Here is a 13,573-nt window from a genome sequence, read left to right on the forward strand (position 1 = left end):
GCGGTGTACAACTCAGTAGGCGGTGTACAACTCGCCGACCGGCAGCGCGACGTCCAGCCGGTTGTCCGGTCCCGGCAGCGGGCACGCCCATTCCTCGTCATACGCGCAGGAGGGGTTGTAGGCGAAGTTCAGGTCAACGATCAGCCGGCCGTCGCGCTCGCCGAGGTGCGCACCCTTGATGGTGTCCAGCACGTACCGTCCTCCGCCGTAGCTCCCGCCATCCACGCCGGACGATCCGTCCCTCAACGGGAGGAAGAGCCCGCCGCCATAGGACTTCAGCCGCCACAGCGCGAGGCGGCCGACGCCGTCGGACGCCCCGCCGTCAAGCGCAACAGTGCCCAGCCGCTCGAACGGGACCACCCCGTCCGTGCCGGTGGGAACCTCCATCAGCTGGCCGGCGCCGTCGTCGTCGATTTCAGCTTCGAAACGGAAGGCGGAGTTATACGGTGCGATGTTCAGGCCGGCGAAGTTCTGCCGCGCCGACGGCGGAAGGGGCGACGCCGGATGACCGGCAAAGAGCCTGTCGCGCCCAGTTCGCCAGTGGGCATGGGCCAGCGCGGGGGAGCCGGCGGCCGCCGCCTCGCGGACTTCGGCATACAGCGCGAAGACCTCCCGACGCCAGTCCGCGGTGTTCAGTGCCGTCGCTGCAAGGGTCATAGTGCCAGCTTAACTGTTGCCTGCGCGTACTGTATTCAGCGTGACAATCGCGCTATCCATCCTCGTCCTCGGCCTCATTGTGATGGGCGCCGTTGCCCAGCGGATTGCCGGACTGGGGTTCGCGCTGCTCGTTTCACCGTTCCTGGTGCTGATCCTCGGTCCGCACGAAGGTGTGCTCCTGGTCAACATCTGCGGCGTGGTGTCCTCCACACTCATCGTTCCCCGGGTGTGGAAGGACATCGACTGGCAAATGTTCCGGTGGCTGGCCATTCCCGCGGTGTTCGGCTCGGTTGCCGGCTCCTTCGCTGCAGTGGGGTTGCCCAGTGCACCGCTGGCGGTGACAGTAGGCGCCGTCGTACTGGCAGGACTGACTGCCTCACTGCTGCTGCAGCGCTCGTCCGTGGTGGTCACAGGGAACCGCTCCAAAGCGGTGGCAGGGCTCGCAGCCGGCCTGACCAACTCCATGGCAGGTGTCGGAGGGCCGGCGGTCAGTGCGTACGCGTTGCTCTCCCGGTGGCCGCAGCGCCCGTTCGCCGCCACGCTGCAACCGTTCTTCGCCGTCATCGGATCCGTCACGGTGATCGTCAAGCTCCTCATCGACCCCGGACAGGTGCCGCCGCTGGAGACGTGGATGTGGGTCCTCATCCCAATCTCGATCATCCTCGGCATTTTCGCGGGGGAGCGGCTCTCCCGGTACATCCACGACCGCCACGCCCGCTTCGCCGTCATCGTCATCGCCTTCCTCGGTGCGGCAACAGCCCTCATCACGGGCATCGCGGACCTGCTCGCCTGAGAGCCCTGCCCAGTGTTCGCGCGCAGGGGTGAGCTACCTCGCCGAGTCGTTCAGGGGCTGATGCACCCGCCGGTGGCACCATTGAGGGGATGAAACTTCCCACCAAGCCCCGAGCGCTGCCGATGCCCCTGTGGCTGCAGGGCGCCTTTGAACTGGGACAGGCTGCGGTGATCTCCGCGCTGATCGTCCTAATTCCCCTCGGCGCGGTGTGGCTGACGGGCGGTTTTGGCGGTCGCGACGCGCTCGGAACACTTCAACTCGGCGCGCAGGCCTGGCTGGTGTTGCATGGCGCCCCCCTTGAGCTTGCACTACCCGACGGCGGGACAGGCCTGCTCTGGGCAGTTCCCCTTGCGTTGACGCTCATCCCGTTCCTGCTCGCCTGGAGCGCAGGGCGGCGGCTGGCGCGCGCCTCCTACACCGACCAACTGTGGCAGGCGCTGCTCGGTGCGCTCGCGGTGTATGCCCTGGTCGGTTTTGGGGCCTCCTACCTGGCCGACGACGGCGCCACCTCCGCTCCTCTTGTGGCCGGTGCCTGCGTACCGCTCATCGCAGCCGGTGCGGGCATGATTATCGGCGCGTTCCGCGAGGCCGGGTCCTGGGGGCGCCTGATCGGTGTGGACCTCGTGGAGTGGATCGCCGCCACCAGCCAACACTCCCGATGGGCGGGATCCTACGTGTGGTCCGCAATACGCGCTGCGTTCCTGTCGGTTCTTTCTGCGCTCGGGCTGTCGGCGCTGCTGCTCGCCGTGACGCTCGCAATTCACTGGGCAGCCATCGCCACCATCTACGAGCGGCTCGACGCCGGGATAGTGGGCGGCGCCGTCGTCACCATCAGCCAGCTCGGCTTCATCCCCAACCTCGCGGTCTGGACCCTCGCCTGGTCCTCGGGCGCCGGGTTCGCCCTCGGAACCGGGAGCTCCATCAGCCCGCTGGCAACCACAGCAGGGCCGCTGCCGGCGCTGCCCATCCTCGGCGCGGTGCCCTCTGGACAGCTCGAGTACGGGATGGCCGCCCTCACACTGCCGGTCGTCGCGGGCATTCTGGCCGGCTGGTGGCTTTTCCGTGAGGGGGAGAACCACTTCGACGAGTGGCTGCAGCTGAAAGTGGAAGCCCGCTGGTTCACCGCCACGGCATCAACCATCACGCTCGGGCTGTTCGTCGGCGCGCTGGCGGGAGCGGGCACGGCGGTCGTCGCGTTCCTCTCCCGTGCGTCGGTCGGGGTCGGCCGGTTCGTCGAAATCGGCCCCGATCCCTTGTGGACCGCACTGTTTGTGGCAGCGGAAGTGGGCGTCGGCGTCGTCGTCGGCTACGCAGTCAGCCCGCTGCTGGAGCGGGAATCGCGGTAGCGTCAGCGGGATTCGAGCAGGCTCATCAGCGGGATTCGAGCAGGCGCTTCAGGTTCCGCAGGTCCTTTGTGTTGGCCTTGTGCATGGACCGGGCGAGGAGCGGTCCGAGCACGCGGAAGAACCCCTTCGGCTGGCCGGCGTTGCGCAGCTCCATGCGGGTGGCGCCCGGCCCGGCGTCTGCCCAGGTGTAGGTGGTCGCCATGGGGGAGGGCCCCTCGGCAGTCCGCATGGTGAGCTGTTCCGACGGCTGAAACCGGGTGGTCTCGTAGACATAGGACAGCGTCCGGCCGAGGAATCTCGCTGAGAAAGCTACTCGCGAACCAACCTCGAGGGGAGGCGCGGACAACCACCGGGCGGAGTCGATGTTGACGTACCACTCCGGCGCGTTCGCCGGATCGGCAGCGTAGGCGGCCACCTGCCCGCGCGGCCGGTCAATGGTGATTGCCGTTACGACGTTGACCATGGGCTTACCCGCTCGACGCTCGGTGAGTGCACTCCTAGCAGGCCGCCCAGGTTGCGCAGATCCTCGTCGCACTCCCGTTGGGCCTTGGACGTGAGCGCGGTTGCCGTGCATTCCTCGTACTGCTCGGTGACCGGCCACAGCAGAATGGTGGCACCGGCGCCCAGGGTGAGGAAGAGCGAGGCGACCAGACCCACCGTCGTCGAAATCCGCAGCAGCGTCGGGGCCTTCTGCCGGACGAGGCCGACCAGGGCGATGATGCCTACGGTCACCGCGGCCAATCCGAAGACGAGGCCCAGGACTTTCCACGGAAGCGGGAAGCTGGTGCCGAGAAGTGTCCCGAGCAGGAGCAGCATGAAGACGCGCAGGAGGGCGCGGGTCGATGCGATGTCCTTGTCCGACGGCGGTGAAGGCTGGCCGGACGGCTTCGCAGGCCGGGCTGCCGGGTCGGAGGGTGCGGGTTTGTTCATGCTTCAACACTAGGACACCTCGGCACAACAGCGCGGCCCGCCACCTACTACGCTTGAACGCATGCGCATCGTTGTCCTCGTGTCCGGTACCGGCTCCAATCTGCAGGCGGTGATCGACGCGGTGCAGGCCGGCGAACTGCCGGTGGAGATCGCGGCCGTCGGCGCGGACCGGCCCGGCACATTCGGAGTTGAGCGCGCCGCGGCCGTCGGCATCCCCACGTTCGTTGCGGACTTCAAGCAGTACGGCAACCGTGCCGACTGGAACGCGGAACTGACCGCCCGGACTGCCTCCTACGAGCCGGACTATGTCATCTCCTCCGGCTTCATGCGCATCGTCGACCAGCGCTTCCTCGACGCGTTTCCCAACCGGTACCTCAACACCCACCCCGCCCTGCTGCCCAGCTTCCCCGGCGCGCACGGAGTCCGCGACGCACTCGCTTACGGGGTCAAGGTCACCGGCTGCACGGTCATGATTGCCGACGCGGGGATTGACACCGGCCCCATCCTCGCCCAGGCCGCGGTGCCGGTTCTGGAGGGTGACACCCAGGAAACCCTCCACGAGCGCATCAAGGTCCAGGAGCGGGCCCTGCTCATCGAGACTCTGCGCGAGCTTTCTCTGACCCCGTTGGGTTAGCCCCGCCGGGGTTAACCCGAATCGAGCGGGCGGAAATCGCGGGTCACTGTTCCAAACCCCGTTATTTCAGCCCGCTCGATTCGAGTGGCTCTACTCAGCCTTCACTTCGCGGTTACTCTGCGGTGACGATGTGCGTCCGGTGGTCGTACGTGAAGGTCACCGATCCGCCGTCGTGCTCCAGGCTGATGTCGCTGCCGTTGGGTCCGCCGCCGGCACCATAGTTCTCATCCCAGCTCCTGTTGATGGCGGCCTTGTACATGTAGGTTCCGGCCGGAAGGTCCACCGTGAGCCGCCAGAGGCCGTCCTCGCCAAGCGTCATCTGCGCCTGGTCGCAGGCCGGGTCCCAGTCGCCCGGGCAACCCATCTCGGAGTTGAGGCTTCCGGGCACAGACACAGCCCCCGGCTGGGTCACCACGGGATCACCGAGGGTGACCGTCCGTACGTTGCTGACCGATTCTCCAAGAACCGCCCGGTACTGCAGTTGCGTGTCGTCAGGCAGCTCGAGCGCGGCGATGTCGTCCGTGAGGGTGTACGCCGGTGAGGAGCTGTCGCTGCCGATCTCCTCCCACTCGCCTCCGTCCACGCTGCGTTCGAAGGACACCACGTTGGTTGCCTTCTCCGGGTCCGCCACAGCGCTCAGCTCGACGGCGTCACGTACCCAGGCGTTGTCCTCGGGCGACTGCAGCGTCACGATCGGCGCAGGAGCCTCGGCGCTCACCACACCGCTGCCCGCAGTGTGTCCCTTATTGTCAAGGACCACCGCACGGTACTCGAGCGGGGTACCGGGATCCAGCGCTGCAACGTCGTGGAAGACGCGGTACGGCGCATTGTCATCCGTCCCGATCGACGTCCAGTCACCACCGGCCGTGCGCGCTTCGAAGGACACCTCGTAGAAGGAGGAACCGTCGACGTCGGCCGCTACGAGCATGCGCCCGTTGTCGCCTTCCGCCGGGGCCGGCTGGGCGAGAGCGATTGCCGGAGCCGTCTTGGAGGCGGGAATGCGTCCGGACGCTTCGTAGACGACGGCGGAAAGCGGCGGCACCGTGACGGTGATGGTGCCGTTGCGTGCGGACTTCACACGGTCTTCTCCCTCGCCGTACACGGACTTGAAGGTCCGCGCAGGCATGTAGGTCGGCACCTCGGCGCTCTGCGCTTCCTCGCTGTTGTTCAGCGCCACGACGTACTCGCGCTGACGCTCGGTGTCGATTCGCGAGAAGGCGTAGATCCCGGCGCCCTCCGAGGCATAACGGTGCTGGTGGGCCCCGTTGCGCAGCGCCGGGTGCTCTTCGGTCACCTCCGCAAGCGAACCGATGGACTTGTACAGCGGGTGGTCGGTGTTGAAGTTGTCCTGAGCGTGGGTTGCCTCGGTACCGAGGAGATCGTCATCGAGGTAGTCGGCCACCTGGCTCGCGAAGAGGGTTTGGCGGGCATCCTGATCGCCGCCCGGGCCGGTGAACCCCTGCTCATCGCCGTAGTAGATGACGGGGTTGCCGCGCGAGAAGTACATCAGCTCGTGTGCCAGTTCATCGCGGGCAAGCAGCTCGCCCTCGCCGGCGCCCGGGTTGTCAGCGGCAACGAACCCGCCGATGCGGCCCATGTCGTGGTTGCCGAGGAACGTGGGCAGGCTGTACGCGTTGGAATCGGCGTCGGTGTACCAGTCGTCCCCGACGAAGAACTGCTCGAGTTGCTGCGCGTCCGCGCCGCGGGAAGCGAAGCTGCGGGCTGCCTCCTGGAACGGGAAGTCCAGGACGGCCTGCATGGAGTTGCGGGTGGTGTACTGCGAGGTGAAGTCCTTTGTGGTGTCGAAGACCTCGCCGAACATGAAGAACTCGTCTTTGCCCTGGTCGTGGGCGAACTGGAGGACGTCGGGGCCGAACTCCTGCCAGAATCCGTCATCGACGTGCTTCATGGTGTCGATGCGGAACCCGTCCACACCGAAGTCGGCAATCCAGGTCTGGTAGATATCCTTCATGCCGTCAACCACTGTCGGGTGCTCCGTGAAGAGGTCATCCAGCCCGAAGAAGTCACCGTAATAGGAGTCCTCTCCGGCGAAGGTCGTGTCGCCGCGGTTGTGGTAGAGGGTCGGGTCGTTGAGCCAGGCGGGAACCTTGAGATTTTCCTCTCCCGCTTCCAGGATGGGCGCGTAGGGGAAGGAGGTCTCCGCATCGAGCTCGGGGAAGTCCTCGCTGCCCGCGACGTCCCGGTCATCGAAGGGTTCGCCGTCAGCGGTCCGGTACGGCACCTCGTCCTTGGAAACGTAGGGCATCCGGTCAGCGTCCTCGTACCCGATGACGTCCGCTGTGTGGTTGGTGATGATGTCGAAGTAGACCTTCATGCCCCGGGCGTGCGCCTCGTCGATGAGCGCCTTCAGATCGTCGTTGGAGCCGAGGTGCGGATCGATCTGCGTGAAGTCGGTGATCCAGTACCCGTGGTAGCCCGCCGAGTTGTCTGCCGGCTGCACCGCCTTGTTCTTGAAGCTCGGGGTCAACCAGATCGACGTGGTGCCCAGGCCCTCGATGTAGTCGAGCTTGTCCAGCAGCCCTTTGAGGTCGCCGCCGTTGTAGAAGCCCTTCCGGGTGGGATCGAAACCGGACACCATCGGGTCCGGACCGAGGCCGCCGTCGTCGTTTGCTGTAGTGCCGTTCGCAAAACGGTCAGCCATGACGAAGTAGAAGTTCTCGTCCGTCACCGGCGCGCGCAGCGAATGCTGCGCTTCAGCGGTGGAGGTGGTGCTGCCGGGGCCGGCCGGTTTGGCCTGCGCGGGTAGGGTGGTGCCGGTCGCTACGAGCAGGGATGCAAGCACGACAACAGTGGCGTTGCGGGCAATCATGAGACCTCCAGGAAAGGGAAAGAACCCCCATAGCGTGTCCCAGATCACATTTAGGTGTCAAATCAAATGCGGGTGCCGCGGGTCTCCGGTGCGTTGAAGGCCATCCACAGCACAGCGAGCAGGACAAGCAGTCCTGTCACCGCGAAGGTCAGCGGCAGTCCGAGGTAGGGCCACAGCAGGGATCCGAAGATCAGCGGAACCAATCCCGCACCCACGCGCGAGACCGTCGACGCCCAGCCGAACCCTGACCCGCGAAGCTCGGTCGGGTACAGCTCGGACACGTAGGTGTAGAGGACGGGGATGGCCACCTGAATGGTGAAACCGAATGCGAGCAGCCAGGCGGTCGCCGCAGCCGGCAGCTCCAGGTTCAGGGCGAAAATCACCAGCACGACGGCGGACAGCGGGCCTGATACCGCGAGGATCCACTTCCTGCCCACCCGCTCTACCAACAGCGCGGCCGCAACCACTCCCAGGAACCCGATACCGGTCATGCCCGCCGTGGTCAGGAATGCCACTGACTGGCGGTACCCGGAAGCGATGAGGATCTGTGGCATCCACGTCAGGGCTCCGTAGTACACCAGGAGGATCGACAGGAAGAGACCCCAGGCAGCGAGGGTGATGCGCCAGTTGAAACGCCAGAGCGCGGTGAACTGGCCGGTCAGGCCGCCGAGCGTGAGGCGCGGATCGTCTCCGGCCGGCGGCAGGCGCCATTCGCGGACAGCGCCGCCGGTGCTCCTGACCAGTTGGTCGATGACGGCTTTGGCCTCGCTGGTGCGTCCCCGCTGCACGAGGAAGAGCGGCGACTCGGGAACTGAACGGCGCACCCAGAACACCAGGAGCGCGGGCAGCACCATGACCAGCATCAGGTAGCGCCAGTCCCCGAACGCGGCAATCAGGATCGCGGACACCACACCGCACAGTGCCGCGCCGATCGGCCACCACCCGTCCATCGCGGTGAGCACCCGGCCGCGGTGCTTTCTAGGGGTGAATTCGCCGACCAGCGCGTAGTCCACCGGGATGCAGCCGCCCAGACCGAAGCCGGCGAGGAACCGGAAGATGCAGAACCAGACCAGGTCACCGGACAGCGCTCCGAAGACGGTGAAGAGCGAGAAGATCAGCAGGGTTGCCGTGAACGCCTTCTTCCGTCCGATGATGTCGGCAATCGAACCCCAGGCGAATGCTCCTACTGCCATCCCGATGAGGTTGGAGGTACCAACCCAGGCAGCCTCGCCGGGCGTCAGTCCCCATTCTTCAGACAACAGCGGGATGAGGTACCCGTTCAGCGTGACGTCCCAGGCATCGAACATGAACCCGAGGCCGCCGATGAGGAAGATTTTGCCCTGTACGCGCCAGCGCCACGGCAGGTCCTGGACCACCTGGTCACCGGTGGGAAGCTCGGTAGAAGTGCTCACGGTTCCGTCCTGACAGTGCCACCTGGGGCTAGCTCGCTCGTTGCGAATGACTGAAACACCATACCGCCGCAGCGGGCGGCCCCGGCCTTTACCCTGGCGGGAGCGTCATCTTCGCGAGCAGATCAAGCAGTGCATCGTTGACCTCGTCCGGGTGGGTGAGGTTCACCATGTGGCCGGCACCTTCCACCGTGACAAGACGCGCGTTGTCGCCGATCTCGCTGGCGAGGGTGCAGCTGCGCTCGCAGTCAATGGCATGGTCGTCCGTTCCGCTGAGGACGAGGACGGGAACCGATCGAAGGGCATCGAAGCCGTCCATCTTGTTGTAACGGACCAGCGCCGGGTAGAAGGCGGTCACCATGGACAGGGGAGTGGCGTTCCACATGGTCAGCATGGTGTCTGCCGCCTCCTCGGTCGGGCCGTCCCCGCCGAACAACCGGTGAAGCAGCCAGCGACGCCCCCAACGCCTGCGGAATGGTACCACCCAGTCAAGCACTGGCGCCACGAGCCAAAGCAGGCGGGTCGCGAGGCCGGCAGCGCCGGTTCGCACGGCCAGTCTCCCCACCCGGGCCGGAACCTCCATGCTCGGCAGGCGTCCGGCGGCGGTTGAAAGCAGGGCTACACCGGCGATGCGACTCCCGAACAGCTCCGGCCGCTGCGCCGCGAGTGCGAGGGCACCCATTCCGCCCATGGAGTGCGCCACGAGCAGTATTCTGCTCTGTTGCGGCTGTTGGTCGATCACGCAGCCGAGGTCGTTCCCCAACTGTTCGATGGTCGCCGTTGTGGGATCTCCCCAGCCGCTCGATCCGTGCCCACGCTGATCGAAGAGGACCACTCGCGCCCGCTCGCTGAGCGCGCGGCGTTGATGCGTGAACTCCTGCGAGGTAGCAGCAAAACCATGAGCGAACAGCACGGTCACCGGTGCGGAATGCCGGTCCTCTTCTTCGGTGAACAGGAGCACGCCGTCGCTCGTTCGGACGCTCGGGTTCTCAGCCTTGGTGTGCCGGGCAAGCGATCTGGCGTAGCCAGTCCTCGCTCCCAGCGCGCAACCGGCCACCGCGACGGCGACCAGCAGGTAGCGGACGGACCGAAGCGGCCAGCTGGGACCGAGGGAGGGTCCCTTTCGCGGCGTCATGCCTTGTCCCGTTCCGCAGTCTGCCGTTCAGCTTGCATGCGGCTCCGGGGGTCACGCACCAAATACGTCCAGCAAGCCGCCAGCCAGACTGGCGCATACGCCATGCTCGCTAGGACATCTGTTGGAAAGTGAACTCCCCAGTAGAGCCGGGAGGCCGCCACCCCGAGCACGATCGCACCGGCCAGCAGGAAGCCCGCCCAGCGCAGATGAAAGCGGCCGGTGGAATACAGAAGCAGGGCCAGCCCCCCATAGACGACGACGGCGGCCGCAACATGGCCCGACGGAAATGACGAGGTGGGCGGAAGTCCCTCGGAGAGGTGGTCCACGGCAGGCCGCCCGCGTCCGACAATCAGGCCGGTGACCAGGTAGATGGACGTCTCGCCCACGGCGGCAGCCAGCAGGAACACGACCGGTACCCATCTCCTCGTCAGGGCGAGGAGGAGCGGAATACCGACGAGCAGGACTGCAACGACGCCGGCTGTGGTTCCGAAGGCGCCGGCGACGGTCGCCAGGGCACTCAACGGTTCAGACCGGTGGCTTGCCAGCCACTGAACCACGGTTCGATCGAACCGGGCGACGCCGCCGAGCGGTCCGGTGATGAGGAGGCCCACCGCGGTGAGGGCGGCGCAGAGCATTACTCCGACGGCAACCAGGCGAATCCACCGGCTGAAGCTGAACTGGCCTTTGAGGGCCAGCGGTGCAGGATGGAGTGCCGCAACGCTGCTAACCGGAAGGCCATAGGTGAGACGGCGACGTGGCGGCTCGGGTTGCCTCCAACGCCGGAACAGGATGCTGGCCACAACCGCCCAGGCGGCACCGGCGACGGCACCGCCAACGGTCGACAGGGCAGACTGCTGCCCCGCTGCGACGCGGACAACCTCGAAGACGGTCACTGCCGCCAGGGTGCCGGGAATTGTCCACCGCCGTGCGCGCGGCGGCACGGCGGGAAGGAATATGAACAGCAGGATAACGGCGGTCGCCACGAATTCCAGGGTCCCGTTGAAGAACGTTGGCAGGGTGCCCGGTACGGTGAGCGTAGCCAGCCCGAGCGCTGTTCCGGCCACCAGCAGGACGTGGTGCCACAGTTTCCTGATTGCGAGAAACAGGGCAGCCGAAGGCAGGACAAGCCATCCCACATGGGCTGCGACCTCGGCGACGAATGCGGCTCCACCGCCCAGGATGTCGATGATCATGCTGAATACATCCACCGGCCGCCCTCCTTAGTGCGCAGACGTCTGGATATCCGCGGCCTGGTTCTTCCACATCGCGAGCAACAATCCTGTCAGCAGCGCTCCCGCTCCACCCACCGCGATGTCCGTCAGGGTGTCGATGTATCCCACGTGGATGCCGTCGGAGATAAAAGCGTTACCGAACCACTCCAGGAATTCCCAGGCGACCGCGAGCGTAACGCCGAATGAGACCGTGAGGACAATGATCGACCTGGAGGGCAGGGCTTTGCCCATGGACGTTCCGGGCGTGACGTCCAGTTGTGCCAGCAGGAGGTAGAGCACGCCCGCCGAAGATCCCGCCGTCACGAAATGTACAACGAGGTCCCACCAGGAAATCGCGGCATACAGGCCTGCCACTCCGCTCCAGGTGGCGAGCAGGATCGTCGCCGAGAAGGCTGCGTCGAACGGGCCGGCGAGCTGGAGCAAACGGGGGATCAGCAGCCCGGCGAAGACAACCGCGAAACCGAGTGTTGAGGGGATACCGAACCACATCGCGGCTACTCCGATGCTGACCAGCGTGGCAAGCCTGAATGCGTCAGCGATGTGCCGCCCGCGTGCATGGCTGCGGGCGGCGTCGTCGTGCGGTTGGTTGGCCACTGTCATTTGTCCTCCTCAATCGTGATCAGGTGTCCCGTTGAGGACAGGCGCTACATTCGACGGTAAGCATGCTGACGTATCTAATTCAAAGTCCTTGACCGGTTGGTGATCCTCTTTCAGGGCAGCTTCGGCTGCCGGTCTGCGCTTGATCGCCTTTCCTGCCGGTCTGCAGCCGGTTCTGCAGGGAAGAGCCCGCTGCTCAGCGCGTCTGGAATGACCCGCGATCGTTATGCCTGTGTTATTCACCCGCCGTGTAACCGAGCTGCGCGGCCGGGAGGCTGAGGGCACCGGTGTTTTAGACTGGGAAAGATCCCACAGCACTCGTTCCCCTGGAGACCTGCGTGACTTTGCCCAACCTTGACCGTGTTCCGATCCGCCGCGCGCTGATTTCCGTCTATGACAAGACCGGGCTGGAGGAACTCGCTCAGGGTCTGCACAGCGCCGGAGTCCGCATTGTTTCCACCGGGTCCACGGCCAAGACCATCGCGGCCGCGGGCATCCCCGTGCAGCAGGTCGAGGAGGTCACCGGATCTCCCGAGATGCTGGATGGCCGTGTGAAGACGCTCCACCCGCGCGTGCATGGCGGGATCCTTGCGGACCGCCGCGTCCCGGCCCACATGGACACCCTCGCCGAGATGGAGATCGAAGCGTTCGAACTGGTAGTGGTCAACCTTTACCCGTTCGTTGAGACGGTGAAGTCGGGCGCCTCAGCGGACGACGTCGTCGAGCAGATCGACATCGGCGGCCCGGCGATGGTGCGCTCGGCAGCCAAGAACCATGCCGCCGTCAGCATCGTGGTGGATCCGTCGTTCTACGGCAGTGTTGTCCGTGCCGCCGGCGAGGGCGGCTTTGACCTGAAGACTCGCAGGCAGCTGGCCGCCCGCGCCTTTGCTCACACAGCCACCTATGACAACGCGGTCGCTATCTGGACGGCAACCCAGTTCCAGGATGAGGACGACGACGGCCTGATCGACTGGCCTGCCTATGCCGGCCTGGCGCTGGAGCGCTCTGAGGTGCTGCGTTACGGCGAGAACCCGCATCAGCAGGCAGCGCTGTATGTCGACCGGGCGGCACCCGTTGGAATCGCACAGACGGATCAGCTGCACGGCAAGGCGATGAGTTACAACAACTTCGTGGACGCCGATGCCGCGCTGCGTGCCGCGTATGACTTCAGCGAACCTGCCGTCGCCATCATCAAGCACGCCAACCCCTGTGGTGTTGCGGTCGGTTCCTCAGCCGCTGCAGATCCCATTGCCGACGCCCATGCCAAGGCGCACGCGTGCGATCCTGTGTCCGCGTTCGGCGGGGTCATCGCAGCCAACCGCACGGTAACGGCAGCAATGTCCCGGACGGTGAAGGACATTTTCACCGAGGTTGTCATCGCTCCCGGATTTGAGCCCGAAGCAGTGGAAATCCTTTCGCAGAAGAAGAACATCCGCCTGCTCGCACTGCCCGAGGGTTATGACCGCTACCCGACCGAGATCCGGCAGGTCTCCGGCGGCGTCCTCATCCAGGTCACCGATGCGGTGGACGCCGACGGCGATACCCCCGGAAACTGGACCCTTGCCGCAGGCGAGGCAGCGGATTCTGAAACCTTCGCGGACCTCGCTTTCGCCTGGACCGCCTGCCGGGCCGCGAAATCCAACGCAATCCTGCTCGCCCGCGACGGTGCCGCCGTCGGCGTCGGAATGGGACAGGTGAACCGGCTGGATTCCTGCAAGCTGGCGGTGGAGCGGGCTAACTCGCTCGCGGGTGAGGGGAACGAGCGCGCACGTGGTGCGGTGGCGGCGTCGGACGCGTTCTTCCCGTTCGCGGATGGCCTGCAGATCCTGATCGACGCCGGTGTGCGCGCCGTTGTCCAGCCGGGAGGATCGGTGCGCGATCAGGAAGTCATCGACGCGGCGAATGCCGCGGGCATCACCATGTACTTCACCGGCGCACGCCACTTCTTCCACTAAACCGGTACGTTAGACAAAGTTGAAGCACCAACAGACTCAGCACAAGAAGAGCCCT

At 65.8% G+C, this 13,573-nt stretch carries 12 protein-coding genes; 4 read left to right on the forward strand and 8 right to left on the reverse strand.

Features of this window, described 5'->3' with window-relative positions:
* Window positions 1-12 precede the first annotated feature (12 nt).
* On the reverse strand, window positions 13-657 hold the full coding sequence (locus JOD47_RS12720; protein ID WP_204534773.1) for a DUF1684 domain-containing protein: 645 nt from the start codon (window positions 655-657) through the stop codon (window positions 13-15).
* Between the two features lie 40 nt (window positions 658-697).
* Here JOD47_RS12720 and JOD47_RS12725 point away from each other — a divergent pair, with 40 nt between their 5' ends.
* Both JOD47_RS12725 and JOD47_RS12730 read left to right on the forward strand, forming a co-directional pair.
* Window positions 698-1,450 (forward strand): sulfite exporter TauE/SafE family protein, encoded by a 753-nt coding sequence (locus JOD47_RS12725; RefSeq protein ID WP_204534774.1) that lies wholly within the window; start codon window positions 698-700, stop codon window positions 1,448-1,450.
* Window positions 1,451-1,539: 89 nt separating this feature from the next.
* Entirely contained in the window at window positions 1,540-2,796 is a 1,257-nt protein-coding gene (locus JOD47_RS12730; RefSeq protein WP_204534775.1) for a cell division protein PerM, read from the forward strand.
* 25 nt (window positions 2,797-2,821) lie between these two features.
* Here JOD47_RS12730 and JOD47_RS12735 read toward each other — a convergent pair whose 3' ends face one another.
* Window positions 2,822-3,259 carry an SRPBCC family protein gene (locus JOD47_RS12735; RefSeq protein ID WP_204534776.1) on the reverse strand — a complete coding sequence of 146 codons (438 nt, stop codon included), beginning with the start codon at window positions 3,257-3,259 and terminating at the stop codon, window positions 2,822-2,824.
* Window positions 3,244-3,726, reverse strand: a complete 483-nt coding sequence (locus tag JOD47_RS12740; RefSeq protein WP_204534777.1) for a hypothetical protein — start codon at window positions 3,724-3,726, stop codon at window positions 3,244-3,246. The genes JOD47_RS12735 and JOD47_RS12740 overlap by 16 nt, the downstream gene beginning before the upstream one ends.
* A 61-nt stretch (window positions 3,727-3,787) precedes the next feature.
* Here JOD47_RS12740 and purN point away from each other — a divergent pair, with 61 nt between their 5' ends.
* Window positions 3,788-4,360, forward strand: coding sequence for a phosphoribosylglycinamide formyltransferase (purN, locus tag JOD47_RS12745; protein WP_204534778.1), 573 nt, complete (start codon window positions 3,788-3,790; stop codon window positions 4,358-4,360).
* Window positions 4,361-4,472: 112 nt separating this feature from the next.
* On the opposite strand, the gene JOD47_RS12750 is transcribed toward purN, so the two are convergent.
* The 5 genes from JOD47_RS12750 to JOD47_RS12770 form a co-directional block, all read right to left on the reverse strand.
* Entirely contained in the window at window positions 4,473-7,190 is a 2,718-nt protein-coding gene (locus JOD47_RS12750; RefSeq protein WP_204534779.1) for an alpha-amylase family glycosyl hydrolase, read from the reverse strand.
* 62 nt (window positions 7,191-7,252) lie between these two features.
* Entirely contained in the window at window positions 7,253-8,602 is a 1,350-nt protein-coding gene (locus JOD47_RS12755) for an MFS transporter (RefSeq protein ID WP_204534780.1), read from the reverse strand.
* A gap of 88 nt (window positions 8,603-8,690) precedes the next feature.
* Complete coding sequence (locus JOD47_RS12760) at window positions 8,691-9,734, reverse strand: alpha/beta fold hydrolase (protein ID WP_204534781.1); 1,044 nt, start codon at window positions 9,732-9,734, stop codon at window positions 8,691-8,693.
* Entirely contained in the window at window positions 9,731-10,942 is a 1,212-nt protein-coding gene (locus JOD47_RS17800) for a phosphatase PAP2 family protein (protein WP_204534782.1), read from the reverse strand. Before JOD47_RS17800 ends, JOD47_RS12760 begins: the two co-directional genes overlap by 4 nt.
* Window positions 10,943-10,954: 12 nt before the next feature.
* On the reverse strand, window positions 10,955-11,566 hold the full coding sequence (locus JOD47_RS12770; RefSeq protein ID WP_204534783.1) for a DUF2238 domain-containing protein: 612 nt from the start codon (window positions 11,564-11,566) through the stop codon (window positions 10,955-10,957).
* Between the two features lie 335 nt (window positions 11,567-11,901).
* Between JOD47_RS12770 and purH the strand changes: the two genes are divergently transcribed.
* Window positions 11,902-13,518 carry a bifunctional phosphoribosylaminoimidazolecarboxamide formyltransferase/IMP cyclohydrolase gene (gene purH / locus JOD47_RS12775; RefSeq protein WP_204534784.1) on the forward strand — a complete coding sequence of 539 codons (1,617 nt, stop codon included), beginning with the start codon at window positions 11,902-11,904 and terminating at the stop codon, window positions 13,516-13,518.
* The last annotated feature ends 55 nt before the right edge of the window (window positions 13,519-13,573 follow it).

Source organism: Arthrobacter tumbae (assembly GCF_016907495.1).
GTDB classification, from domain to species: domain Bacteria; phylum Actinomycetota; class Actinomycetes; order Actinomycetales; family Micrococcaceae; genus Arthrobacter_D; species Arthrobacter_D tumbae.

Bases quoted from the DNA above. Each gene is read 5' to 3' on its own strand.
- JOD47_RS12720 (WP_204534773.1), bottom strand. From the start codon at position 657: ATGACCCTTGCAGCGACGGCACTGAACACCGCGGACTGGCGTCGGGAG.
- JOD47_RS12730 (WP_204534775.1), top strand. From the start codon at position 1,540: ATGAAACTTCCCACCAAGCCCCGAGCGCTGCCGATGCCCCTGTGGCTG.
- JOD47_RS12735 (WP_204534776.1), bottom strand. From the start codon at position 3,259: ATGGTCAACGTCGTAACGGCAATCACCATTGACCGGCCGCGCGGGCAG.
- JOD47_RS12740 (WP_204534777.1), bottom strand. From the start codon at position 3,726: ATGAACAAACCCGCACCCTCCGACCCGGCAGCCCGGCCTGCGAAGCCG.
- purN (WP_204534778.1), top strand. From the start codon at position 3,788: ATGCGCATCGTTGTCCTCGTGTCCGGTACCGGCTCCAATCTGCAGGCG.
- JOD47_RS12750 (WP_204534779.1), bottom strand. From the start codon at position 7,190: ATGATTGCCCGCAACGCCACTGTTGTCGTGCTTGCATCCCTGCTCGTA.
- JOD47_RS12760 (WP_204534781.1), bottom strand. From the start codon at position 9,734: ATGACGCCGCGAAAGGGACCCTCCCTCGGTCCCAGCTGGCCGCTTCGG.
- JOD47_RS12770 (WP_204534783.1), bottom strand. From the start codon at position 11,566: ATGACAGTGGCCAACCAACCGCACGACGACGCCGCCCGCAGCCATGCA.